The following is a 23,741-nucleotide window of genomic DNA, read 5'->3' as shown; positions in this document are numbered from 1 at the left end:
TCCGGACTTGAGGAAGGATTCGCCACAATCCCTAGCCCAGCCGGCGCGGCCCGGCGAGCCGGCCCCTCACCCCACCGACATGGTCAGCGGCGGCTGCACCTCCGCCGGCAGCGGCGAGACGTAGCCCTCCGGACCCGTGCGGGCCTTCAGGTCCGCCTTGGCGGCCTCGCGCAACGCCGCATCGGTCGCGAGCCGGGCGCCGAGCGCCGCCATGGCTTTGGCCACCTGCACCATCGCCTTGTGGGCCGCCGGGGTCTTGCCCTGCGCCACCACCTGCCAGGTGTGGAACGGCGTGCCGATCGCCACCGTCGGGGCGTGGGCCTGGACCGTCGGCACCACCCAGCTCACGTCGCCGACATCGGTCGAGCCGATCGCCGGGTTGCGGCGGGCGTCGAGCGGCACGAGGAAGTCGGCGAGCGGCGCGTCGGTCACCGGCAGCCCGATGGTATGGTAGATCGCCGCGATGTCCTGCGGTGTCAGCGTGCCCTGGATCTCGCGCGCGAAGGCGCGGTCGGCCTCGTCGAAATGGGGCGTGCCGAGATCCTCCATCACCCCGTGCAGGGCCTCCTCCAGCGGCGTGTTGCCGACGAGGTTCGAGACCGCGCTGACGATGCGCATCTCCATCGTGGTCTCGGTCATGAGCGCCGCGCCCTCGGCGATCTTGCGCACGCGGTTCACCAGGTCGCGCATGCCCGGCAGGTCGCGGGCGCGGATCGAGTAGCGCACCCGGGCATGGGCCTGGACGACGTTGGGGGCGATGCCACCGGTGTCGAGGAGCGCGTAATGCACCCGCGCGTCGCTCGGCATGTGCTCGCGCATGTAGTTGACGCCGACATTCATCAGCTCGACCGCGTCGAGGGCCGAGCGCCCGAGATGCGGCGCGGCGGCCGCGTGCGAGGCGCGGCCGGTGAACACGAAATCGGCCCGGGTGTTGGCGAGCGAGAGCGGCGGCGAGACCTCCCAGAAGCTCGACGGATGCCAGGTCACGGCGGCGTCGGCATCCTTGAACAGGCCCTCGCGCACCATGAAGGCCTTGGCGGCGCCGCCTTCCTCCGCCGGGCAGCCATAGTAGCGCACGCGCCCCGGCAACCCGGTCTCGGCGAGCCAGTCCTTCATCGCGGTCGCGGCGAGCAATGCCGCCGAGCCGAGCAGGTTGTGCCCGCAGCCGTGGCCGTGGCCGCCCTGCTCGATGGGAGTATGCGCCGCGACGCCCGCCTCCTGGCTCAGGCCCGGAAGCGCGTCGTACTCGCCGAGGAACGCGATGACCGGGCCGCCCTCCCCGGCCTCGCCGATCACCGCGGTCGGGATGCCGGCCGCACCCTCCGTGACGCGAAAGCCCTGGTGGCGCAGCTCGGCGGCATGGGCCGCGGCCGAGCGCTCCTCCGTGTAGCAGACCTCCGGCGTGCCCCAGACCTCGTCGGAGAGGGCGATCAGCCGGTCCTTGTGGGCGTCGACCTGGCGCCAGACGGCGTTGCGGTTGTCCATGGGGTCCTCCCGGAATTCCTGAGCCGCGCGGCCCTCCGGCGGGCCGCCTTGCGGGCGAGCCTCATGCAGGAGGCTTGCCGGCTCAAGCGCGGCGGGAGCGGACGTGGCGCGCGAATTGCGAATGGCTGGGAGAGTATTCCACGGCGGCTTGCGGTCCGGGACCGCGGGCGCGATGCTGCCGGCCGCCAGAGGCCAGCCAGAAGGGTGTTTGTCCATGACCGAGCGTGGCGTAACCGAGCATGACCTGCGCACCCTGATCGGCGAGGTGAAGGACGGGAGCCTGTCGCGGCGCAGCTTCGTGCGCCGGATGCTGGCGCTCGGCCTCTCCGCCCCGATGGCCGGGATGATGCTGGCCCAGAGCGGCGTCGCCTTCGCGGCGAACCCCCTGCGCGACGCCTACAAGCCGGCGAAGGCCGGCGGCGGCGGGCCGCTCAAGCTCTTGTTCTGGCAGGCCGCGACCCTGATCAACCCGCACTTCGCCATCGGCACCAAGGACCAGGAGGGCTCGCGCATCTTCTACGAGCCGCTGGCGGCCTGGGACGCCGACGGCAACCTCTTCCCGATCCTGGCGGCCGAGATCCCCTCGAAGGAGAATGGCGGCGTCGCGGCGGACGGCCTCTCGGTGACCTGGAAGCTCAAGCCCGGCGTGAAGTGGCACGACGGCAAGCCCTTCACCGCCGACGACGTGGTGTTCACGGCGGAATACGCCGCCAACCCGGCCACCGCCGCCGTCACCGGCGGCAGCTACACCAACGTCAAGGTCGCGAAGGTCGACGATCTGACGGTGAAGCTGACGTTCAAGGAGCCAACGCCGTTCTGGGCCGACGCCTTCGTGTCGAGCGCCGGGATGATCATCCCCAAGCACGTCTTCGCGGATTATGCCGGCGACAAGTCCCGCGACGCGCCGGCCAACCTCGCGCCGGTCGGCACCGGGCCCTACAAGTTCAGCGAGTTCCGCCCCGGCGACATCCTGCGCGGCGTGCGCAACCCCGACTACCACGTGCCGAACCGGCCGTTCTTCGACTCGATCGAGATGAAGGGCGGCGGCGACGCGGTCTCGGCCGCCCGCGCGGTGCTGCAGACCGGCGAGTACGACTACGCCTGGAACATGCAGGTCGAGGACGAGATCCTCAAGCGGCTCGAGGCCGAGGGCAAGGGCCGGGTCAAGATGGATTACGGCGGCAACCTCGAATTCCTGCTGCTGAACGCCACCGACCCGAACGTCGAGGTCGACGGCGAGCGCGCCTCGCTGAAGACGAAGCATCCGGCCTTCTCGGATCCGGCGGTGCGCAAGGCGATGAACCTGCTCGTCAACCGGGCGGCGATCCAGCAATTCATCTACGGCCGCACGGGGCGGGCCACCGCCAACGTCTTCAACGGCCCGGCCCCCTTCGTCTCGAAGAACACCTCCTTCGCCTTCGAGCCCGACAAGGCGGCCCAGATCCTCGAAGACGCTGGCTGGAAGAAGGGCAGCGACGGCATCCGCGCCAAGGACGGCAAGAAGCTGAAATTCGTCTTCCAGACCTCGATCAACGCGCCGCGCCAGAAGACCCAGGCGATCATCAAGCAGGCCGCCCAGAAGGCCGGCATCGACATGGAGCTGAAGTCGGTGCCCGGCTCGGTGTTCTTCTCCTCCGACGTGGCGAACCCGGATACCTATCCGCATTTCTACTCCGACATGGAGATGTATACCTGGAACATGACCCAGGCCGACCCGGCGGTGTTCGCGCTGCAATACGTGTCGTGGGAGGCCGCCACCAAGGCCAACAAGTGGCAGGGCCGCAACATCTGCCGGATGCAGAACCCGGAGGTCGATGCCGCCTACCGGCAGGCGCAGGGCGAGCTCGACCTCGTCAAGCGCGCCGCCCTGTTCGTCAAGATGAACGACCTGGTGGTGGCCGACTACGTCCTGCCGCTGCTCCACCGCGCCCAGGTCTCGGCGATCAACGGCAAGCTCGAGGCGCCCGCGAGCGGCTGGGACAACTCGCTGGCCTTCCTGGCCGAGTGGTACAAGCAGGCGTAACGATCACCCGATGGGAGCCTATCTCCTCCGCCGCCTCCTCATCGCGATCCCGAGCCTGCTCGGGATCAGCCTCATCCTGTTCACCGTGCTGGCGCTGGCGCCGGGCGACCCCTTCGGCGAGCTTGCCACCAATCCCAACGTGCCGCCCGAGGTGCGCGAGGCGCTGCGGCTGAAGTTCGGCCTCGATGACCCGATCCTGGTGCGCTACCTGCACTGGCTGACGGCGATGCTCCAGGGCGACTGGGGCTTCTCCTTCGCCAGCCGCGTCAATGTCGACGAGCTGATCCTGCAGCGCCTGCCGACCACGCTCTTCGTGGTCGGCTCGTCGCAGGTGCTGGCGTTGCTGATCGCCGTGCCGGTCGGCATCCTGGCGGCGATCCGGCCCTACTCGGTCTTCGACCAGGTGGCGAACACGCTGGCCTTCGTCGGCTTCTCGCTGCCGACCTTCTTCACCGGCCTGCTGTTCATCCTGCTGTTCAGCCTCACCCTCGACTGGCTGCCCTTCGTCTACCAGGCCGACATTTCGGCGACGGGCTGGCGCTGGGCCTGGGAGCACGTCCGGCAGGCGATCATGCCGGTCTGCGTGCTGGGCTTCTTCCAGGCCGCCTCCTACACCCGCTACGTCCGCGCCTCGGTGCTCGACGTGGCGCGCCTCGACTACGTCACCACCGCCCGGGCCAAGGGCCTGTCGGACGGCACCGTCACGGTCCGCCACATCGCCCGCAACGCGCTGATCCCGGTCGTGACGCTCGTGGCGCTCCAGATCCCGGCGGTGTTCGGCGGCGCCATCGTCACCGAGCAGATTTTTCGCATCCCCGGGATCGGCTCGCTCCTCATCAACGCGATGCTCGCCAACGACACGCCGGTGGTGATGGCCGTCACCTTCGTGTTCGCCTGCCTCGTCGTCCTGTTCAACCTCGTCGCGGACCTCCTCTATGGCTGGCTCGACCCTCGCATCTCCTACCGCTGAGGCGGCCCCCGTGCCGGCCCCGGCGGTCTCGGGGCGGGACACCTGGCGGCGCTTCCGCCGCCACCGCCTCGCGGTCGTCAGCGTCGGGGTGCTGGGCCTGCTCGTGCTCGCGGTCCTCGTCGGCGGCTGGGTCTGGCCGGTGGCGATCGACGAGATCGACTTCGCGGCGACGCTCCAGGGCCCGTCCTGGGCCCATCCGCTCGGCACCGACGACCTCGGCCAGGATCTCCTGGCGCGGATGATCTATGGCGGGCGGATCTCGCTCGCCGTCGGCTTCGCCGCGATGGTGGTGGCGACCTTCGTCGGCGTGCTGGTCGGCGCCCTCGCCGGCATGTCGCGCCGCTTCCTCGATCCGGTGCTGATGTGGCTGACCGACCTCTTCCTGTCGCTGCCGCAGCTGCCGCTCCTGCTGCTGATCATCTACCTGTTCCGTGACCAGCTGAAGCAGCTCTTCGGGGTCGAGGGCGGCGTGTTCGTGATGATCGTCGCGGTCATCGGGGGCCTGCGCTGGATGCCGGTGGCGCGGCTGGTGCGGGCGCAGTTCCTGTCGCTCCGCGAGAAGGAGTTCGTGGAGGCGGCGCGCTCGCAGGGCGCGACCGCCTGGCACCTCGTCACCCGTCACATCCTGCCGAATGCGCTGGGTCCGGTGATCGTCGCGGCGACGATCGAGGTGTCGTCCGCGATCATCGCCGAATCGACCCTGTCGTTCTTAGGCCTCGGCTTCCCGCCCGACATCCCGACCTGGGGCCGGCTCCTCTACGACGCCAAGGACCATCTCGACGTGGCGCCGCACTGGGCGCTGTTCCCGGGCGCCGCGATCTTCCTGACCGTCCTGTCGATCAACTTCATCGGCGACGGCCTGCGCGACGCCCTCGACCCGCGGCGGGTGCTGTGAGGATGACACCCATGACCACCCCGATCCTCTCGGTCCAGGACCTCACCGTCGCGTTCCGCTCCGAGCAGGCCTGGCGCCCGGTGGTGCACGGCGTCTCGTTCGAGATCGGCCCCAAGGAGACGGTCGCGCTGGTCGGCGAATCCGGGTCGGGCAAGAGCGTGACCGCGCTCTCGATCATGCGGCTCACGCCCCGCGACGCGACCCGCACCGGCGGCCGGGTGCTGCTCGAGGGCCGCGACCTCCTGCGCCTGCCCGACGCCGAGATGCGGCGCATCCGCGGCGACGACGTCGCGATGATCTTCCAGGAGCCGATGACGAGCCTCAACCCGGTGCTCACCGTCGGCTTCCAGATCGGCGAGGCCCTGCGGCTCCACCGCGGCCTGTCGCGCGCCGAGGCCGAGGCCGAGACGGTGCGGCTGTTCGACAAGGTGCGGATCCCGGCCGCCGCCTCGCGGGTGCACGATTACCCGCACCGCTTCTCCGGCGGCATGCGCCAGCGGGTGATGATCGCGATGGCGCTCGCCTGTCGGCCGAAGCTCCTCATCGCCGACGAGCCGACGACGGCCCTCGACGTCACGATCCAGGCCCAGATCCTCGACCTGATCAAGCTCCTCCAGGAGGAGGAGGGCATGTCGGTCCTGTTCATCACCCACGACATGGGGGTGGTGGCCGAGATCGCCGACCGGACCGTGGTGATGGTCGACGGGCGCGCCGTCGAGATGGGGGCCACCGAGCAGATCTTTCGCCGCCCGGCCCACCCCTACAGCCGCGCGCTGCTCGCCGCCGTGCCGACCCTGGGGGCGATGAAGGGGCAGCCGCACCCGGCCCGCTTCCCGATCGTCGACCGCGCCACCGGCGAGCCGGAAGCGGCCGTGCCGCTGCCCGACACGGTGCGCGAGGGCGCGCGCCCGGTGCTGGAGGTGAAGGGCCTCACCACCCGCTTCGACATCCGCGGCGGCCTGCTCTCGCGGGTGCGCGGCCGGGTCCACGCGGTCGAGAACGTCTCCTTCGCGGTGCGCGAGGGCGAGACCCTGGCTCTCGTCGGCGAATCGGGCTGCGGCAAGTCGACCACCGGCCGCTCGGTGCTGCGGCTGATCGAGCCGGTCGCCGGGTCGGTGCTCCTCGACGGCGAGGACGTGCTCGGCCTCTCGCCCGCCGCGCTCCGCGCCTGCCGCCGGCGGATGCAGATGATCTTCCAGGATCCCTTCGCCAGCCTCGATCCACGCATGAGCGTGGGGGCGGCGATCGCCGAGCCGCTGCTGATCAACCGCCTCTGCTCCCGGGCTCAGGCCCGCGAGCGCGCCGCCGACCTCCTGCGCCGGGTCGGGCTGAAGCCCGAGATGGCGAGTCGCTTCCCGCACGAATTCTCCGGCGGCCAGCGCCAGCGCATCTGCATCGCCCGCACGCTGGCGCTGGAGCCGCGGCTGATCGTGGCCGACGAATCGGTCTCGGCCCTCGACGTTTCGGTGAAGGCGCAGGTGGTGAACCTGATGCTCGACCTGCAGGCCTCGCTCGGCCTCGCCTACCTGTTCATCTCGCACGACATGGCGGTGGTGGAGCGGGTGAGCCACCGGGTCGCCGTGATGTATCTCGGCGAGATCGTCGAGATCGGCCCCCGCGCGGCGATCTTCGGCGCCCCCCAGCACCCCTATACGAAGAAGCTGATCGCCGCCGTGCCGGTCCCCGATCCCGGTCGCCGGCGCCAGCTCCACGCGGTGCGCAGCGACGAGATCAAGAGCCCGATCCGCCCGGTCGACTACGTGCCGCCCGAGCGGCTCTACCGCGAGGTCTCGCCCGGGCACGTGGTGCAGGTCTGGGGACCGGAATGGGAGGCGCCGGCGGGCGGCATGGCGGCGGTGGCGTGAGGCCCGGCGCTGCCCGCTCGATGTCCGGCATGGCGGAGGGCTGCCCAAGGAAAGAAGTAACGCGGGTTTCCCCTCTCCCCGCGGGCGGGGAGAGGACTTCATCGACCTTGTCGTCGATGAAGTGAGCGCAGGCGAAGCCGAAGCGAGGGTGAGGGGGTCTCGACGCGTGAGACTCCTCCGGAAATACCCCCTCACCCCCGCCCTTCGGGCTCTCTGAGCCCCTTCGGAGCTCAGGCCTCTCCCCGCCCGCGGGGAGAGGAGAAACCTGCGCTCTTCAGCTTTCCCTGTTCAGCTCCGCACATCGTCCGCCCCGCCGCCTTTGCCCTTGCGGGAGCGATCCGGCGCCCCATCTCGTCGGCTCGTGCCGGAGGGAGCCCCGATGTTCGACGCCAAGCGCCTGCTCGACCAGTTCCTCGGCGGCGGGCCGAGAGGCGGATATTCCGGCGGGTATCCCAGTCAAGCGCCCCACGGCCACGCGCCCTCTCCCCTCGAGCAGGTCGCCCGCTCCCTCGGCGGTGGAGGCGGCAAGGCGGCGATCCTCGGCGGCCTCGCCTCACTCGTCCTCGGCGGGCGCCGCGGCCAAAGTGGGTTCGGCTCGGGCTTCGGCGCGCCGGGCGCAGGGATGGGCTCCACCGGCCGGCTCGGCGGCCTCGCGTTGATCGGCACCCTCGCCTACCAGGCCTACCAGAGCTGGCAGGCGAACCAGGGCCAGCCGAACCAGGCCCAGCGCGGATCCGCCCCGCCTCGGCCTACCGGCTTCATCCCCTCCGCCGACGAGGCGGCGCGGATGCTCGGCGGCACGCGCTTCGCGCCGTCCTCCCCGGCCGACGAGCAGGACCGGGCCCGCGCCCTCCTGATCGCGATGATCACCGCCGCCAAGGCCGACGGCCACATCGATCCGGACGAGCAGGGCCGCATTTTCGGCGAGATGGACCGCCATGCCCTGGATGCCGACGACAAGGCCTTCCTGATGGACGCCCTGCGCGCGCCCGTCGACGTCGAGGCGGTGGCGCGCCTCGCCCGGAGCCCCGAGCAGGCGAGCGAGATCTACGCCGCCTCCCTGATGGCGGTCACCGTCGATACGGCGCAGGAACGGGCGTATCTCGATCATCTCGCCCGGCGGCTCGGGCTCGATCCGGGCTTCGCGCGCCACATCGAAGCCACGCTCGCCGCGGCGTCTTCGCAAAGGTGAACACTTCGTTACGGCCGTTAACCATTCGCTAACCATCGAGCGCGCCTGATGGGCTGGTAACGAGTCGTAAAGACGTGACCAGCCAGACCCAAACCCGCCCGCCGATCCGCTTCCGTGGCCGCTCGTTCCTGGCGGTCGTGTTAGCCCCAGAGGCGCCGATCGAGGATTGGCTCGCCGACCTCGACGCCCTTGCCAAGCGCTCTCCGGCGTTCTTCGCCGGCCGCGCCGTGATCCTCGACGTGACGGCCCTGGCGCCGAGCCGGGACGCGCTTCACGACTTGGTGGTCGCCCTCAACGAGCGCGAGATCCCCATCATGGGGATCGAGGGCGCCGGGGCCGGCTCGCTCGGGCCCGGGATGCCGCCGCCGCTCAACGGCGGCCGGCCCTCCGGCGAGGTGGCGATGCCCGGCGAGGCCCCGGCCGCCGCCCCGGTCGAGCGGGTGACGGGCGCGAAGTCGCTGATGCTGGAGAGCCCGGTGCGCTCCGGCCAGGCGATCCTCTTCCCCGAGGGCGACGTGACCGTGATGGGCTCGGTGGCCTCGGGCGCCGAGATCATCGCCGGCGGCTCGATCCACATCTACGGGGCGCTGCGGGGCCGCGCCATCGCGGGGGCCGCCGGCTCGCCGGGCGCCCGCATCTTCTGCCGCAAGTTCGAGCCCGAGCTGCTCGCGATCGACGGCCTCTACCGCATCGCCGACGACATCGACCCGTCCTTGCGCGGCCGCGCCGTCCAGGTCTGGCTCGACGGCGACGCGATGCGCACCGCCGCCCTCGACTAAAGGTACCGTTCTTCGTCACCGCTCCGGGGGCCCCGCGGCAACGATCCGCGGACGGGGCGAAACTCAAGAAAACACACGCAGCGGCCGCGCCGGCCGCGACTTCGCATCGCAAGGTTAAGGGGGACCAATGGCCAAAGTCATCGTGGTGACATCCGGCAAGGGAGGGGTGGGCAAGACCACCACGACGGCGGCCCTGGGCGCGGCCCTGGCCCGGACCGGACAGAAAGTCTGCGTGGTCGATTTCGACGTCGGCCTGCGCAACCTCGACCTCATCATGGGCGCCGAGCGCCGGGTGGTCTACGACCTGATCAACGTCGTCCAGGGCGACGCCAAGCTTCCCCAGGCGCTGATCCGCGACAAGCGCCTCGACACCCTGTCGCTGCTCCCCGCCTCGCAGACCCGCGACAAGGACGCGCTCACCGACGAGGGCGTCGCCCGGGTGATCGGCGAGCTGCGCGAAAAGTTCGACTGGGTGATCTGCGACAGCCCGGCCGGCATCGAGCGCGGCGCGACGCTGGCGATGCGCCACGCCGACATCGCGGTCGTCGTCACCAATCCCGAGGTCTCCTCGGTGCGCGATTCGGACCGGATCATCGGGCTGCTCGATTCCAAGACCGAGCGGGCCGAGAAGGGCGAGCGGCTGGAGAAGCACCTGATCCTCACCCGCTACGACCCCAACCGGGCCGAGCGCGGCGAGATGCTGAAGATCGACGACGTGCTGGAGATCCTGTCGATCCCGCTGCTCGCCGTGATCCCGGAGAGCGAGGAGGTTCTCAAGGCCTCGAACCTCGGCAGCCCGGTGACGCTGAACGCGCCCCAGAGCGCCCCGGCCCGCGCCTATGCCGACGCGGTGCGGCGGCTCAAGGGCGAGACCGTGGCGATGACCGTCCCGTCCGAGAAGCGCTCGCTCCTCGGCAAGCTGTTCACCCGGAGGGCGGCATGAACCTGCTGAGCTTCCTGTCGCGGCGCGGCACCGCGCCGGTGGCGCGCGAGCGGCTCCAGATCCTTCTCGCGCACGAGCGCACCGCCTTCGGCCGCTCGGACCTGGTGGCGGTGTTGCGCGAGGAGATCCTGGCGGTGATCGCCAAGCACGTCGCCATCGACAAGGAGAAGGTGAAGGTGACGATGGAGCGGGGCGATGCCGTCTCGACCCTCGGCGTCGACATCGAGCTCCCGGACAACAAGGTCGCCCGGCTCGCCAGCGCGTGACCGCATCCTCCCGCGGTCGCAGCGAGCGCCGGAGCACCATCCGGTCGCGTTGCGACCGGATGGTGCTCCAGATCTTTGGTTTTGCCGCATTTTCTTCGACGAACCGGCATCCACTTCGTCGGAAAATGCTCTTGGGCACGATATAGCCCGGGCAGGCAGCGGGATCCCCGCGCCTGCCCGGAAGAGGTCGAGGTCATGCCGGACGCGCCCACCATCTACGCCAACACCCTGATGGCGCTCAGCCTGCGCCGGCCGGGCATCCTGCAGGTGACCCTCGGCACCGCCGGCTTCAGCGGCGAGGACATCGAGGTCGCGCTGCGGCTCGCCGTGCCGGAGGACACCGCGGTCGAGCTGGTCGAGGCCCTGGTCGAGGGCCTGCAGGCCGCCGCCGAGGAGGACGAGGACGACGAGGTGCCGGAGCCCTACGAGGCCTCGGTCGGCGACGTCGCGACCGCGGGGCTGCTCGCCACCACGCTCGCCACGGCCATGGGCGACGCCCTCGACCTCCTGGCGGCGCGCCCCGATTTCCTCGAGCGCCTGACCGAGATCGAGGAGCGCGCCGTGCTGACCACGCGCAACTCCGTCTCCGAGGGCGTCTCGGTCGACGACGAGGCCAAGGCGGTGCGCGACACCGTCGCGGTGCTCCAGAGCCTGTTCGCCCAGTGGCGCAAGGATCACGTCCCGCCGGCGCCCCCGGCCGATCCCGAGGCGCCCTCCCCCGACGCCCCGCCGCCCGAGGACGGCGAGCCGAAGGCCTGAGCCCTCAGCCGAGGAAGGCGAGGAGCGCCGCGCTCACCTCCTCCGGGCGCTCCTCCTGCAGGGTGTGGCCGCAATCGAGCGCGCGGCCGCGCACGTCGCGCGCCTTCTCGCGCCAGGTCTCCAGCACGTCGTAGGTCCGCCCCACGGTTCCCTTCGCGCCCCACAGGGCGAGAAGCGGCGCCTCCACCCGCGCCTCGGCATCGGCGGCGTCGTGGGCGAGGTCGATCGTCGCGGCGGCGCGGTAATCCTCGCAGATCGCGTGACGGGTCGCCGGATCGCGATAGACCCGGAGGTACTCGGCGACGAGGTCCGGGCGCGGGCAGCCCGGGGTCTTCGACTGGCCCTCGAGATGGGTGCGCAGGAAGTATTCCGGGTCGGCGCCGATCAGCCGCTCCGGCAGCGGCGCCGGCTGGATCAGGAAGAACCACCAGAAATACGCGGTCGCGAAGGCCTTGTCGGTCCGCGCATACATCGTGGCGGTGGGCGCGATGTCGAACACCGCGAGGTGCGAGACGGCTTGGCGGTGGTCGAGGGCGAGCCGATGGGCGACGCGCCCGCCCCGGTCGTGGCCGACCACCGCGAAGCGCTCGTGCCCGAGCGCCCGCATCACCGCCACCGCATCCGCCGCCATGGCGCGCTTGGCGTAGGCCCCGTGATCCGCGCCCCCGGGCGGCTTGTCCGAATCGCCGTAGCCGCGCAGGTCCATCGCCACGACGCGAAAGCGCGCGGCGAGGCACGGCGCGACCGCGTGCCAGGTCGCATGGGTCTGCGGGTGGCCGTGGAGGAGCAGGACCGGCGGCCCCTTGCCGCCGACCGAGGCCCGGATGCGCAGGCCCGCGGCGTCGATGTCGTGGAGGGTGAAACCGGTGAGGAAGGGATCGGCTCGCATCGTGCGCGGCTCCTGATCGTGGGCGGCCCTGTCGCCTTCCCAGAGCTTGTTCGAGTTGGAGGAGCGACTTGCAACCCTCCGTGTCATCCCGGGTTCCGCTGTCGCGGCCCCGGGATGACACGGAGAGATGCCGACCTAGTCCCGGGTCGACATGCGCAGCCAAGCAGACAGGCTCTTGAGGCAAGCAGGATATCGGGAAGCGTTCGGCCGGTTGCCCGCAAAGACTGGCCGGCAACTCGAAACCGGACGCGCATTTTCTGCGCGGGACGGACATCCGGGCACCGTCCACCCCCGCCCGTCGAGGCTCCGGCGCGCGACGCGGAGATCCGCCTCTCCATCGCGCCAGCCCGCGCAATGTTACCGGGACGCAATATTCCCGAATTCCGGCCATGATACCGGCACAGTCAAGCTGATGCCTCGCACGAGACCTGAAACAGGTCCGGGATCGATGCAGAGGCCGATCAAAACCGCATCGCCGATGCTGTCCGAGACGGCCCGGAGCCCGGAATCACCGGGATGTTCGGGCAAGATCGATTCGCGCAAGACCGATTCGGGGAAGTCCGATTCGGGGAAGAAGATGGAGGTCGTTTTCGATGATCGTCGGAATGATTGATATTTTCTCGCGAGGCGAGTCGTCTTGCCTGTCGTCGTCCCGGATATCGTCCGGCCGAGCGGAGCGGTCGCCCGGCACGCCCGGCGCGGACGGATCGTCATGAACGAGCGCACACAACGGTCCGCCGCGATGGAGTGGCCGGTTCCGGAACGCCGGTCCGCCGCGATCTTCGCGGCCGACATCGCCGGCTATTCCAAGGCGATGCATGCCGATGAGGCCGGTGCCATGCGGGCGCTCCAGGCCACCCGGCGGATCGTCGACCGCCTGATCTCGGCCCGAAGCGGCCGGATCGCCAACACTGCCGGGGACAGCGTGCTCGCCGAATTCGCCTCCGTGACGGATGCGGTCGCCTGCGCGGCGGCGATCCAGCGGACGCTGGCCGAGGCCGAGGGCGATGCCGGGCGGTTCCGCCTGCGCATCGGCATCCATCTCGGCGACGTGATGGTGCACGAGGGCGACCTGTTCGGCGACGGCGTCAACATCGCGGCGCGGCTCCAGGCGGCGGCCGAGCCCGGCGCGCTGCGGCTGTCGGACGCCGCCTACCGGCAGGTGCGCGACATGCCCGGCCTGCGCTTCGTCGATCTCGGCATGCAGCGGCTCAAGAACATCGCCCGGCCGGTCCGGGTCTACGCCGTGCCGTCGCCGGAGGCGCGCGCGCCCCGGATGGCCCGGGCCGTTCGGGGAGCGCTCGGCGCCGTCACCGCCATGGTTCTCGCAGGCCTCGCCCTCGCCTGGCCGCATTCGGCCGTCGAGCGCGTGGAGGACGCGCAGCCGGCGCGGCCGCGGCTGTCGCTCGTCGTCCTGCCGCTCGCCAACCAGAGCGGCGACGCGGAGCAGGACTACCTCGCCGAGCAGCTCGCCGAGGACCTCTCCGCCGACCTCGCCCGCGCGCCCGGCACCTTCGTCATCGCCCACGGCACGGCCCAGTCCTACCGGGGGCGCCCGGTCGAGCCGCGTGCCGTCGGCCGGGAGCTCGGCGTGCGCTACGTGGTGCAGGGCAGCCTGCGCCAGAGCGCCGAGCAGGTCCGCTTCGCCGTGCAGCTCACCGACGTCGAGACCGGCGCCACCCTGTGGGCCGACCGCTACGACGGGGCCCGCGCCGACCTCGCCGCCGCGCAGGACACCCTCGTCGCGCAGGTCGGGCGGGCGCTCGGCATCCGCCTGCTGGAGGCCGAGACGCAAGCGCGCGCCGGCCACCCGGCGGACGCGGTCGACCTCGTCATGCGCGGCCAGGCCCTGCTCAACCGGCCCTTCGCCCGGGAGAACCACGCCGGCGCCCAGCCGCTGTTCGAGCGCGCGCTCGCCCACGACCCGGGCAACGTCCACGCGCGGCTCGGCCTCGCCGAGGTGCTGGTCGACGGGGTGCTGAACGGTTGGACGAGCGAGCGGCAAGCCGACCTCGACACCGCCGAGCAGGCCGTCACCTCCGTGCTCCAGGGCGATCCGACCCATCCCTTCGCGCATTACCTGCGCGGCGAGACCCTGCGCGCCCGGGCCCGCTACGACGAGGCGCTCGCCGCCTTCGACCGGGTGCTCGCCCTCAACCCGAGCTTCGCCCGGGCGCACGCCTACCGGGGCCTGATCCACATCTTCCTCGGCCGGGCGGAGGAAACGGAGGCCGACATCGCGGCCGCGATCCGCCTCAGCCCGAAGGATCCGCTGCTCGGCGCCTGGCTGGCGCGGGACGGGCTGGCGAAGCTCCATCTCGGCCGGGACGAGGCGGCGATCGCAGCCTTGCGGCGCGCCGCGGCGGTGAACCCGCTCTTCGACTTCCCGCACCTCTACCTCGCCTGCGCCTTCGCGCGGCTCGGCCGGGACGCGGAGGCGCGGGCGGCGCTCGCCCGGTTCCTGGAGCTCCGGCCCGGCTACACCATCGCCCGCTACCGCAGCCTGACCTCCACCGACCCGACCTTCCTCGCCCAGCGCGAGGGGATCTACGACGGCCTGCGGCGCGCCGGCCTGCCGGAGCGGTGACGGGGATCGCCCGACGTGAGAATCGCCCAGTGTGAGAGGATCGCCCAGTGTGAGACTTGGCGCAGCCCGGATGTGTTGACGAGGTTCCCACGGAGCCCCGTCAACCATGCCAGCCCTCATCGCCCTGATCGCCATCCTCGCCGGCGCCCTCAACACCGTCCAGGCGGGGGCGAACGCGACGCTCAACAAGGCGCTCGGCCAGCCGGTGCTGGTCGCCCTCACGGTCTCGGTCGCCAATGCGGTGGTCTATCTCGCCGCCGCGCCGTTCGTCGGGCTCGGCTGGCCCGGGGCGGGACGGCTCGCCCAGGCCCCGTGGTGGGCCTGGCTCGGCGGCGCGATGGGCGGCGCCTACGTGCTGGCGATGACGGTCTTCGCCGGGCGGCTCGGGGCCGCCACCTTCGCGGGCTTCACGGTCACCGCCGGCCTCGTCACCTCGGTGCTGCTCGACCATTTCGGCTGGGTCGGCTTCGCCCAGCACCCGGCCGGGTCCGGGCGCATCCTCGGCTGCGGGCTGATGATCGCCGGAGTCGCGCTGATCGCGCTGAACTGAATCTGAGCGCCGTTTGATCGGCGTCCATACCTACCGGGTCATTCCGGGCTCCGCTGCGCGGCCCCGAACGACCCGGAGGGTACTGGCTCTGGTAGAGCCAACGAAGCAGGTTCTCAGCGCCAGCCGCGCGACTCGTCGGCGCGGCGCAGGTCGCGCGCGTCGCGGCCCGGCACCGGGGGCGTCTGCGCGGTGAAGGCCGGCGCGCGGCTCGAGCCCGGGTCGACGGTGTTGATGTCGGCGAGCAGCACCGTCGCCGCGGACGCGCCGAGCCCGGTGACGACGAAGCCGTAGATCACGGCGCGCGGCGCGCCGAAATGGCGGACGATCAGCGCGACCGCGATCGCGACGGCGAGGAAACCGACGGCACTGTGCCACATGTGAACGATCTCTCCCGGAGCGGGACACTCTTCCCCGCGTACGGGAGGAGGGTGCGAGCGGCATGCCGACAGGGGCGCGTGGTCAACGCAAGGCGATCGATCCCGGCAAGATCCGGGAGGTTGTCCGCGCCGTGACCGCTCCCCACCCGTCGCGATCGACCTGCGTTCCCCCGGCGCCTGTTCGGCCTTATGACGGGCGCCTTCCGTTCTCCAGGGATCCCCGATGCCTCAGCCCGACCAACCCCTCGCCCTCGGCATCATCGGCGCCGGCATCATGGGCGAGCGCATGCTCGACGCCATAGCGGGGCAGGACCCGGCCCCGGTCCGCGTCGCGGCCCTGTGGGATCCGGACCCGGCGGCGCGGGCGCGCATCGCCGCGCGCTTTCCCTCCCTGCCCGTGGTGCCGGACGCCGCCGCGGTCGTAGCGGCGAGCGCCTGCGTCTACATCGCCTCCCCGCCCGCCTCGCATCTCGGCCACGCCCGGGCGGCGCTGGCCCAGGGCCGGAGCGTGTTCTGCGAGAAGCCGCTGGCCGTCGACCTCGCCGAGGCGCGCGCCTTCGTGGCGGCGGCCGGCCCCCGCGGGGCGGTGAACTTCCCGTTCGCCTCCTCCCTCGGGGTCGCCACCCTGGCGCAGTGGATCGCCGAGGGCGCGGTCGGCACGCCGCGGCGCCTCACGATCGAGGTCGCCTTCGCGCGCTGGCCGCGGGGATGGCAGGCCGACGCCGCGGGCTGGCTCGACGCGCCGCAGGAGGGCGGCTTCACCCGCGAGGTGGTCTCGCACTTCCTGTTCCTCAGCCGCCGCCTGCTCGGGCCCCTGGACGGGCTGCGGGCGCAGGCCCGGTTCCCGGAAGCCGGCCGGTCGGAGCGGGCGGTCGATGCCACGTTCCGGGCCGGTGCCGTGCCGGTGGTTTTGCGCGGCCGGGTCGGCGAGACGGCGCTCGACGACCACAACACCTGGACGCTGGAGGGCGAGGCCGGCACAATCCGCCTGCGCGACTGGGCGGTCGCCGAGCGCCAGGGACCGGACGGCGGCTTCGCGCCCGCCCCCGACGCGATCCCGAACGAGCGCGCCCGCCCGATCGCCCTGCGACGCCAGCTCGAGGGCGTGGTGCGGATGACCCGCGGCGAGCCCCACGCCCTCGCTACCCTGGCGGAGGCGCTGGAGGTGCAGGAGGTGGTCGAGGCCATCCTCGCCGGCCGCTGAGGGGCCGGACATCGCGTCACACCCCGGCGGCCCATCCGTCCGGATGGTCCCGGCGGTCCCTCCCGGGCCTGGAGCCCGCCCGGCCATGCGCGAGGGCGGGTAGGTCGTTGTGATCGCAGCGCAATCCCATTCACTAATCTATTTCTGGTGAATTCCAGGACAATTTTCCATCTCGTTCCGGGACCGCCGTCATGACTGGCGTCGAAATGCCTTGACCCTGCGCGATCGGTAGTCACCCGCAATCGAACATCTTCCGCATAACGCGTTATCTCCCCGAACATCCGGGTGCGTCGCTCCGAATCTCTTCGCCGATGCGAAGGGCGGGGTGCCCGGACGGTGCGGAGGAGCGGGTCGGGAGAGATGGAGATCAGGACGGGACGACACGGACGTCACGGCCCGCGCGGGCGCCGGCGATGAGCGCCGGCAACAGGCCCCTGCGGGTCCTCCTCGCCCATAACCGCTACCAGGTCCGCGGCGGCGAGGATGCGGCGGTGGCCCGCGATCTCGCGGCCCTCGAACGGGCGGGCTGCGCGGTCGAGGCGGTCTTCCTCGACAACGAGGCGATCGCCTCCGGTCCCGCCCGGCTGCGGGCGGCGATCGCCGCGACGCACGCGCCCGAGGGCATCGCCCGGGTGATGGCGGCCCTGCGCCGCTTCGCGCCGGACGTGGTCCACGTCCACAACTTCTTCCCGCTCCTCTCGCCGGGCATCCACGCCGCGGCGCGGGCGGCCGGCTGCGCCACGGTGCAGACTCTGCACAATTACCGCCTGATCTGCGCCAACGCCTTCCTGATGCGCGACGGCGTGCCGTGCGAGCTCTGCGTCACCGGCTCGCCTTATCAGGCGGTGCGGTTCGCCTGCTACCGCGGCTCGCGGACCGGCACGCTCGCGGTCGCCCGGATGATCGACCACCACCGCCGGGCCGGGACCTGGCGGCGGGACGTCGACCGGTTCGTGGCGCTCACCCCCTTCGCCCGCGGGCGCTTCGCCGCGGCGGGCTTGCCGGAGGAGAAGATCCGCATCCGCCCGAACGGGCTGCCCGATCCGGGACCGCCCGCGGAGGGCCCGCGCCAGGGCCTGCTCTTCGTCGGCCGGCTCAGCCCCGAGAAGGGCGTTCACGTCCTCGCCGAGGCCGCCGCCCGGGCGAACGTGCGGGTCACGGTGATCGGCGAGGGACCGCTCGCGGGGGCGCTCGCCGGGCATCCGGGTCTCGATCTGAGGGGCGCCCTTCCGCCGGACGCGGTCCAGGCCGCGATGGCGCGGGCCGCCGCGGTCGTCGTGCCGTCGCTCTGGTACGAGGGCCTGCCGATGGTGGTGGCGGAGGCCTTCGCGACCGGCACCCCGGTCGTCGCCTCTCGCATCGGGGCGCTGGCGGGCCTGATCGCCGAGGGCGCGACGGGGCTCCTCGCCGAGCCGGGCGACGCCGCCGACCTCGCGCGCGCCCTCTCGCGCATCGCGGGCGACCCCGCGGGGGCCGCCGCCATGGGGCGGGAGGCCCGCGCCGTCTACGAGCGCGAGTGGCGCGAGGACGTCACCACCCGCGCCCTCCTCGACATCTACCGGGACGCCGTCGCCGCGCGAGCGGCGGACGCACCCCTCGCCAGAACGGGAACCTGACCACCGTGGCACACGATCCCCTCGTCCCTTCGTTCACGATCGGCGGCGTTCCGGTCTCGGCCACCGACATGGCGGGGCTCGCCGAGGCGGTCCGGCGCAGGTTGGCCGAAGGGCCGGCGCAGCCCGGCACCTTCGTGGTGTTCCGCGACGCCCACGGCGTGGTGCGGGCACAGAAGGACGCCGCCTTGCGCGCCGCCCACCACGACGCCCTGCTGGTCGTCGCCGACGGCCGCCCCTTGAGCTGGATCGGCCGCTGGCGCGGCCTCGACCCGGTGCGGCAGGTGCCGGGGATCGAAGCGGTCGAGGCCCTGTGCCGGGCCGGCGCGGATCAGGGCTGGCGCCACTACTTCCTCGGCGGAGACAAGGGCGTCGCGGACCTGCTCGCCACGACGATGCGCGCCCGGGTGCCCGGCCTGCAGGTCGCCGGCGTCGAGACGCCGCCCTTCCGCCCGCTCGACGCCGCAGAGACAGAGGCGATGCGCGCACGCATCCGCGCCTCCGGCGCGCAGATCGTCTGGGTCGGCCTCGGCACGCCCAAGCAGGAATTGTTCATGGCGGCCCACGCCCCGCACCTGCCGGGCACGATCGCCATGGGAGTCGGCGCCGCCTTCGACGTCGCGACGGGGCGCATCCCACGGGCGCCGCGTAGGCTCCAGGTCGCCGGGCTCGAATGGGCCTACCGCCTCGCCCGCGAGCCGCGGCGCCTGTGGCGGCGCTATCTCGACACGATCCCGCGCTTCCTCCTGATCGCGGCGCGGGATTTCCTCAATGCCCGAAAGGTGCCCCGGCCGTCGACGACCGGCGCATCCGGGCGGACGGGATCGTCGGCAGCCTGACGCCCGTCCCCTCGGCGAGCCCGGCGAAATCCGCCGGGTCGCTCGAGGTCCGCGCCAGGGTCTCCAGATCGACGCGGGCCTTCGCCGGACCGCGATTGCGGGCGACGTCCTGCTCGGCGGCCTGGCCGCCGTCGGTGAAGCGGGGCGGGTCGCTCAAGGCCAGGAGGTTGCCGGCGATGACGTTGCCGGTCGCGACCGCCGGGCGGTCGTAGAGCAGGCCGGGGAGCCGGGGATAGCGGGCCCGCCAGACGGGCGATTCCACCGGCATCGCCGCGTAGGCCGCCCGCAATTCCGATTGCGGGTTGCTCACCGCGTCCCTGGCCCAGGTCTGCCCGCGGGAATCGACGTGGACCGCCGGGCTCGACGCGACGAAGACGTTGCCCTCGACAGTATTGTCGCGCCCGCCGCCGAGGAAGACCGGCTGGTCGACCCGCAGGAACAGGTTGCCGGTGACGGTGAAGCCGCTCGCCATGTCGTCGAGGTAGACGCCCTTCACCTCGGTGTCGGGGCCGCCCCGGATGTCGTGCAGGAAGTTGCCGGCGATCACGCTGCCCCGGGCGGTCCAGTCGCGTCCGGAATAGATCGCGCCGGTGTCGGTCGCCCCGGCGAGCAAATTCGCGATCTCGTTGCCCGTCACGCGGTGATCGTTGCCGCGGATGTGGACCGCGTAGGCCGGCGAGTCGTGGATGACGTTGCCGGCGACCTCGGCCCCAACGCCGTCGAGGGCGACCGCCGGGTGCTGCGTCGGCTCGCGGCGGGCATAGGCCGTGAGGCGGCTGTCGCGCAGGAACAGGCCGCCGGGGGTGAGCGTGCGGCGGTCGCCCCCCGTCAGGATTACCGCCTCGGCGCCGGTCCCGGCGAGGTTGCAGCGCAGGATCCCGCTCTCGGCCGCGCCCGTGAACACCGCCCCGCGCCCGCCGGCGAGGGAGAGCACGCTGTCGGCGATCGTCACGTCGCGCCCGCCGCGCACGCCGACGAGGTCGCCGCGGGCCATGGCGAGGCGCAGGGACTCGATCCGCAGGTGCGACGCGCCCTCGATCGCGAGCAGCGTCTCGGCGACCGACACCTCGACCGCCTCGCCGCCCCGCGGCCAGGCGAGCAGGGTCCCGCTCCGGCGGTCGCGCCACCAGGTGCCTGGCCGGTCGAGGCCGGCCAGCAGGTGGACGAGGCGGATCGGCGCGCCGGCGCGGATGCCCTCGTAGGGCGTGCGGTCGAGGGTGAGGCGGGTGCCGTTCCCCTGCCGCGCCGTCCGCACCACCGGCAGCGCCTCGAACAGCCAGCCCCAGCGCCAGTACCCCTCGGCCCACAGGTCGGGCTCGTCCCGCAGGGCGTTCGGCGGCAGGTCCGCCAGGGTGAAGGCCGATCCATCGCCGTCCTCGGCTTTGGCGTATCCCTCCGCCGGCCAGCGCGCCGGATGCATCGCGCCCGCGTCGTCGAAGACCTCGAAGGCCGGGGGCGAGGGCGGACCGTTGAGGACGATCGGCGCCTGGATCCGCGGCGCCTGCCGCAGGGCGGGAGGCAGGGCGTAGGCCCGCACCTTGCCTCGCGCTGCCGCCGGCAGGCGGGCGGCCAAGGCCGGATCGAGCGGGACCGGCGCGAGACGCACCGAGCCGACGAGGCGCGCCGATCCGTCGGCGGGACCGCGGATCACCAGCGGGGCCCCGGCGCTGCCGCCATCCTGCGCTCGGAGCCGTACCGGGCCGGCGAGGCGGTGCGTGCCGGGCGCCAGCGCGATCGCGATCGCCGCGCGGGGGTCGCGGGCGCGCTGGCGGCGCGCCTCGGCCAAAGCCTCGACGAGGGTGGCGGTACCGCCGGGCCGGGGCCGGGTGCCCTCGGCCGCGACCGGGATCTCGACCGGGGTCGCGACGGCCGGTGACACGGCGAGGAAGAGGGCTGCGAGGAGGAGCAGGGTCCGCATGGTGGGGTCTCTCGCGGCCGGTCGGGTTCGGTCCTATCTTGCCTCGAAGCCCGGGAGGAAGCGCCCCGTCCCCTCGCGGCGGGACTGGTCTGGGGAAATAATGGTCACAACGGTAGTGCGGGGTTCCCCTCTCCCCGACAGATCCCGGGCTTGCCCGGGATCTGCAAGCGAGGGACGAAGTCGGGCAAGCCCGACTTCGTTACGGGGAGAGGCCTGAGCTCCAAAGGGGCTCAGGGAGCAGCGAACCGTAGGTTCGCCGCGAGGGTGAGGGGGTGGTGCTGGAGGAGTCTCATCCGGAAAGACCCCCTCACCCTCGCTCCGGCTGCGCCTCCGCTTGCTGCATCCCCTGAACGGGGACGCAGCCCTCTCCCCGCCCGCGGGGAGAGGGGAAGTTCCGCGCCCTTCGCTTTCCCCGGACCGCCCCCCCCCTATTCCCGCAGGCCCGCATCCGTCACGACCACCCGCGGCCGGCGGTTCGCCCCGATCGCCTTGAGCGCCCGGTCGACCGCGGCGAGGCGGCCGCGGCGGGCGCTGACGGCGAGGAGCAGGACCGGGATGCGCTCCTCGGCGATCAGGCGCTCGGTCACCACGTCGCCGCCGACGAGGCCGAGATCGACGACGACGAGGTCGGCGTCGCTGCGCAGGAGCGCCTCGGCGAGGGGCCCGGCGAGGTCCCGCGGCAGGTCGGACGGGCGCGGCAGCACCCGGAGGCCCGAGGGCAGGGTCACGAGGGCGTCGCCCAGGGGGGCGCGGGCGCGCAACAGGCCGGCGAGGTCCCGGGGCGCCGCGGCGCCGAGGTCGCGGGTGAGCAGCCCCTTCGGATCGGCATCGACCAGGACCACCCGCTCGCGGTCGGCCAGCGCCGAGAGGGCGAGGGAGCGGGCGAGCAGCGACTTGCCGGCCCGGTCGTCGCCCGCGGTGACGAGGACGACGAGGGGCTTCGCGCCCGGCTCGGCGGCGGCGAGGCGGTGGCGCAGGCGCGCCAGCGCCACCTCGTAGGGGCCGTCGCCGCAAGTGCTATTGAAATCGGCGCTGCCGAAATCGGCCCGCAGGGCGGCGGGCCTGGCGGCCGCGCGGGGCGCCCGCGGCAGGGCGTCGAGGCCGGTGCGGCCGAGATGGCCCTCGAGGCGCCGGCGCGAGCGGACGCGGCCGGCCAGCAGCTCGAGCCCGAGGCTGCCGACGAGGCCGAGGCCGAGCCCGGCGACGAGGGCGGCGACGAACACCACCGGCGTCGGCGGGCCGATGCGCTTCTCCGGCGGCGAGGCCGGCGAGATGATCCGCGAGGCCGAGGTGTCGAGGCGCTGCTGCTCCTGCAGCTCCCGGGCCCGGACCAGGAAGGCCTCGTAGACCGCCCGGCTCGCCTCGACCTGGCGCTCCAGCTCGCGCAGCTGCACGAAGTCGTCGCCGACCTTCGAGGCCTCGGCCTTGCGCCGCTCCAGGGTCGTGGCGAGGACCCGGGCGCTCGCCTGGGCGGCCTCGAAGTCGTTGCGGCTCGCCGCGGCGATGCGGCGGATCTCGGCCTCGATCGCCGCGCGCAGGGCCTTCTCCTGCACCACGGCCGCCATGTAGCTCGGATGGCGTTTCCCCAAGGTCTCCTCGGCGTCGGCGCGCAGGCGTTCGACGCCGGCGAGCTGCCCGCGCAGGGCCGAGATGGTCGGGTTCTGGACGATCTCGTTGACCGCCTCGGAGCGCCCGCCGGCGAGCACGGCCTCGACCTGGCGCAGGCGGGCGCCGGCCTCAAGGGCCCTGGCCCGGGCGGCGCCGAGCTGCTCGCTGAGCTGGGTCAGCTGCTGCTCGCTCACCAGCTGCGTGCGGGTGCCGACGAGGCCGCGCTTCGTCCGGAATCCTTGAGCCTTGTCCTCGGCCTGGCGCAGGGCCTCGCGCAGCTCGGCGAGCCGCCCCTCGATCGCTTCGCCGGCCCGGCGGGTGGTGTCGGAGCGGGTCGCCGCGTCGCGGGCCAGATAGGTCTCGGCGATGCCGCGGGCGAGCCGCGCCGCCTTCTCGCGGTCCTCGGAGGTGACGCCGAGCTCCAGCACGAAGCTGCGCTCCAGGCGCCGGGCGCCGACCCGGTCGCGCAGGATTCGCAGCGCCGTCAGCCGGGGCTCGGCCGGCGGCTCGGTCCGGCCGGTGAACCGCGCGATCAGGCCCTTGATCGCGCCGAGCAGGGTCTCGCGGCCCTGGAACTCGGGGTCGCGGACGAGGTCGAACCGGTCGACGGCGCGGCCGAGCACGTCGTCGGAGGTGAGCACCCGGAGCTGGCTGTCGACGAGGAGGAGGCTGGCGTCGCTCGCCTGGTCCGGCGGGGTCAGCCCGTCCTTGACCACCTGCAGCCCGCGCGGATCGATCAGGATCTGTGTCGAGGCGGCGTATTGCGGCGGGTTCAGGTGCGTCCAGGCGGCAGCCAGCGCGAGGCACAGCGCGACCGGCAGCAGCACCGTGAGCCAGCGCAGGCGCACGGTGCGCAGGATCTCCCGCGGGTCGAGGAACCAGGGCTCCCGCCCCTCCTCCCCCCGCGGGGCCGCGCCGACGAGCAGCCCGGTCCGGACATTCTCGACCATGGTCATGATACGCCCAAGGCTCCCCGAAG

At 72.6% G+C, this 23,741-nt stretch carries 19 protein-coding genes; 14 read left to right on the top strand and 5 right to left on the bottom strand.

All coding sequences use genetic code 11. The annotated features are described in order from the left end of the window. Positions 1 to 66: 66 nt before the first annotated feature. Entirely contained in the window at positions 67 to 1,485 is a 1,419-nt protein-coding gene (locus DK412_RS24325) for a M20 family metallopeptidase (protein WP_109974070.1), read from the bottom strand. 214 nt (positions 1,486 to 1,699) lie between these two features. Between DK412_RS24325 and DK412_RS24320 the strand changes: the two genes are divergently transcribed. The 9 genes from DK412_RS24320 to DK412_RS24280 all read left to right on the top strand — a co-directional run bounded on the left by DK412_RS24320 (position 1,700) and on the right by DK412_RS24280 (position 11,177). Then, positions 1,700 to 3,508 carry a peptide ABC transporter substrate-binding protein gene (locus DK412_RS24320; protein ID WP_109974069.1) on the top strand — a complete coding sequence of 603 codons (1,809 nt, stop codon included), beginning with the start codon at positions 1,700 to 1,702 and terminating at the stop codon, positions 3,506 to 3,508. A gap of 10 nt (positions 3,509 to 3,518) precedes the next feature. Continuing rightward, complete coding sequence (locus DK412_RS24315; RefSeq protein WP_093569959.1) at positions 3,519 to 4,478, top strand: ABC transporter permease; 960 nt, start codon at positions 3,519 to 3,521, stop codon at positions 4,476 to 4,478. Continuing rightward, entirely contained in the window at positions 4,444 to 5,373 is a 930-nt protein-coding gene (locus tag DK412_RS24310; protein ID WP_109974068.1) for an ABC transporter permease, read from the top strand. Before DK412_RS24315 ends, DK412_RS24310 begins: the two co-directional genes overlap by 35 nt. Positions 5,374 to 5,384: 11 nt before the next feature. After that, entirely contained in the window at positions 5,385 to 7,238 is a 1,854-nt protein-coding gene (locus DK412_RS24305) for an ABC transporter ATP-binding protein (RefSeq protein ID WP_109974067.1), read from the top strand. A 379-nt stretch (positions 7,239 to 7,617) separates the two neighbouring features. Continuing rightward, the gene (locus DK412_RS24300; protein ID WP_109974066.1) at positions 7,618 to 8,430 is read left to right on the top strand and encodes a tellurite resistance TerB family protein; all 813 of its coding nucleotides are present in this window, start codon (positions 7,618 to 7,620) and stop codon (positions 8,428 to 8,430) included. A gap of 74 nt (positions 8,431 to 8,504) precedes the next feature. Then, entirely contained in the window at positions 8,505 to 9,209 is a 705-nt protein-coding gene (gene minC / locus DK412_RS24295; protein ID WP_109974065.1) for a septum site-determining protein MinC, read from the top strand. 127 nt (positions 9,210 to 9,336) lie between these two features. After that, positions 9,337 to 10,152: a septum site-determining protein MinD gene (minD, locus tag DK412_RS24290; protein WP_109974064.1), complete on the top strand. Its 816-nt coding sequence runs from the start codon at positions 9,337 to 9,339 to the stop codon at positions 10,150 to 10,152. Continuing rightward, the gene (minE, locus tag DK412_RS24285) at positions 10,149 to 10,418 is read left to right on the top strand and encodes a cell division topological specificity factor MinE (RefSeq protein ID WP_109974063.1); all 270 of its coding nucleotides are present in this window, start codon (positions 10,149 to 10,151) and stop codon (positions 10,416 to 10,418) included. The genes minD and minE overlap by 4 nt, the downstream gene beginning before the upstream one ends. A 195-nt stretch (positions 10,419 to 10,613) precedes the next feature. Then, positions 10,614 to 11,177, top strand: coding sequence for a hypothetical protein (locus DK412_RS24280; protein WP_109974062.1), 564 nt, complete (start codon positions 10,614 to 10,616; stop codon positions 11,175 to 11,177). Positions 11,178 to 11,181: 4 nt separating this feature from the next. Here DK412_RS24280 and DK412_RS24275 read toward each other — a convergent pair whose 3' ends face one another. After that, positions 11,182 to 12,066 carry an alpha/beta hydrolase gene (locus tag DK412_RS24275; RefSeq protein WP_109974061.1) on the bottom strand — a complete coding sequence of 295 codons (885 nt, stop codon included), beginning with the start codon at positions 12,064 to 12,066 and terminating at the stop codon, positions 11,182 to 11,184. Between the two features lie 712 nt (positions 12,067 to 12,778). Here DK412_RS24275 and DK412_RS24270 point away from each other — a divergent pair. Together DK412_RS24270 and DK412_RS24265 are read left to right on the top strand one after the other, a co-directional pair. Beyond that, positions 12,779 to 14,653, top strand: a complete 1,875-nt coding sequence (locus tag DK412_RS24270; protein ID WP_109974060.1) for a tetratricopeptide repeat protein — start codon at positions 12,779 to 12,781, stop codon at positions 14,651 to 14,653. A 106-nt stretch (positions 14,654 to 14,759) separates the two neighbouring features. After that, positions 14,760 to 15,203, top strand: a complete 444-nt coding sequence (locus DK412_RS24265) for a DMT family transporter (protein WP_109974059.1) — start codon at positions 14,760 to 14,762, stop codon at positions 15,201 to 15,203. Between the two features lie 113 nt (positions 15,204 to 15,316). Here the strand turns inward: DK412_RS24265 and DK412_RS24260 are convergent, their stop codons facing one another. Beyond that, positions 15,317 to 15,580, bottom strand: coding sequence for a hypothetical protein (locus tag DK412_RS24260; RefSeq protein ID WP_109974058.1), 264 nt, complete (start codon positions 15,578 to 15,580; stop codon positions 15,317 to 15,319). Between the two features lie 223 nt (positions 15,581 to 15,803). On the opposite strand from DK412_RS24260, the gene DK412_RS24255 reads away from it, so the two are divergent. From DK412_RS24255 to DK412_RS24245, 3 genes are all read left to right on the top strand, one after another. Further along, complete coding sequence (locus DK412_RS24255; RefSeq protein ID WP_109974057.1) at positions 15,804 to 16,784, top strand: Gfo/Idh/MocA family oxidoreductase; 981 nt, start codon at positions 15,804 to 15,806, stop codon at positions 16,782 to 16,784. A gap of 413 nt (positions 16,785 to 17,197) precedes the next feature. Continuing rightward, the gene (locus tag DK412_RS24250; RefSeq protein ID WP_245447227.1) at positions 17,198 to 18,400 is read left to right on the top strand and encodes a glycosyltransferase; all 1,203 of its coding nucleotides are present in this window, start codon (positions 17,198 to 17,200) and stop codon (positions 18,398 to 18,400) included. 5 nt (positions 18,401 to 18,405) lie between these two features. After that, positions 18,406 to 19,236, top strand: a complete 831-nt coding sequence (locus tag DK412_RS24245; RefSeq protein WP_109974056.1) for a WecB/TagA/CpsF family glycosyltransferase — start codon at positions 18,406 to 18,408, stop codon at positions 19,234 to 19,236. On the opposite strand, the gene DK412_RS24240 is transcribed toward DK412_RS24245, so the two are convergent. Further along, positions 19,166 to 21,154 (bottom strand): right-handed parallel beta-helix repeat-containing protein, encoded by a 1,989-nt coding sequence (locus tag DK412_RS24240; RefSeq protein WP_109974055.1) that lies wholly within the window; start codon positions 21,152 to 21,154, stop codon positions 19,166 to 19,168. The two genes, DK412_RS24245 and DK412_RS24240, sit on opposite strands and share 71 nt — an antisense overlap. Positions 21,155 to 21,582: 428 nt before the next feature. After that, positions 21,583 to 23,718, bottom strand: coding sequence for an exopolysaccharide transport family protein (locus DK412_RS24235; RefSeq protein ID WP_109974054.1), 2,136 nt, complete (start codon positions 23,716 to 23,718; stop codon positions 21,583 to 21,585). Positions 23,719 to 23,741 lie beyond the last annotated feature (23 nt).

This window comes from Methylobacterium sp. 17Sr1-1, assembly GCF_003173775.1.
Classification (GTDB): Bacteria; Pseudomonadota; Alphaproteobacteria; order Rhizobiales; family Beijerinckiaceae; genus Methylobacterium.
Note: the sequence above shows the minus strand (reverse complement) of the source record. Positions and strands in the feature narration are given on the sequence as shown.

Excerpts from the sequence above, each read along its gene's own strand:
- DK412_RS24325 (WP_109974070.1), bottom strand. The coding sequence starts at position 1,485 with ATGGACAACCGCAACGCCGTCTGGCGCCAGGTCGACGCCCACAAGGAC.
- DK412_RS24320 (WP_109974069.1), top strand. The coding sequence starts at position 1,700 with ATGACCGAGCGTGGCGTAACCGAGCATGACCTGCGCACCCTGATCGGC.
- DK412_RS24315 (WP_093569959.1), top strand. The coding sequence starts at position 3,519 with ATGGGAGCCTATCTCCTCCGCCGCCTCCTCATCGCGATCCCGAGCCTG.
- DK412_RS24310 (WP_109974068.1), top strand. The coding sequence starts at position 4,444 with ATGGCTGGCTCGACCCTCGCATCTCCTACCGCTGAGGCGGCCCCCGTG.
- DK412_RS24305 (WP_109974067.1), top strand. The coding sequence starts at position 5,385 with ATGACCACCCCGATCCTCTCGGTCCAGGACCTCACCGTCGCGTTCCGC.
- DK412_RS24300 (WP_109974066.1), top strand. The coding sequence starts at position 7,618 with ATGTTCGACGCCAAGCGCCTGCTCGACCAGTTCCTCGGCGGCGGGCCG.
- minD (WP_109974064.1), top strand. The coding sequence starts at position 9,337 with ATGGCCAAAGTCATCGTGGTGACATCCGGCAAGGGAGGGGTGGGCAAG.
- minE (WP_109974063.1), top strand. The coding sequence starts at position 10,149 with ATGAACCTGCTGAGCTTCCTGTCGCGGCGCGGCACCGCGCCGGTGGCG.
- DK412_RS24280 (WP_109974062.1), top strand. The coding sequence starts at position 10,614 with ATGCCGGACGCGCCCACCATCTACGCCAACACCCTGATGGCGCTCAGC.
- DK412_RS24275 (WP_109974061.1), bottom strand. The coding sequence starts at position 12,066 with ATGCGAGCCGATCCCTTCCTCACCGGTTTCACCCTCCACGACATCGAC.
- DK412_RS24270 (WP_109974060.1), top strand. The coding sequence starts at position 12,779 with ATGAACGAGCGCACACAACGGTCCGCCGCGATGGAGTGGCCGGTTCCG.
- DK412_RS24265 (WP_109974059.1), top strand. The coding sequence starts at position 14,760 with ATGCCAGCCCTCATCGCCCTGATCGCCATCCTCGCCGGCGCCCTCAAC.
- DK412_RS24260 (WP_109974058.1), bottom strand. The coding sequence starts at position 15,580 with ATGTGGCACAGTGCCGTCGGTTTCCTCGCCGTCGCGATCGCGGTCGCG.
- DK412_RS24255 (WP_109974057.1), top strand. The coding sequence starts at position 15,804 with ATGCCTCAGCCCGACCAACCCCTCGCCCTCGGCATCATCGGCGCCGGC.
- DK412_RS24250 (WP_245447227.1), top strand. The coding sequence starts at position 17,198 with ATGAGCGCCGGCAACAGGCCCCTGCGGGTCCTCCTCGCCCATAACCGC.
- DK412_RS24240 (WP_109974055.1), bottom strand. The coding sequence starts at position 21,154 with ATGCGGACCCTGCTCCTCCTCGCAGCCCTCTTCCTCGCCGTGTCACCG.
- DK412_RS24235 (WP_109974054.1), bottom strand. The coding sequence starts at position 23,718 with ATGACCATGGTCGAGAATGTCCGGACCGGGCTGCTCGTCGGCGCGGCC.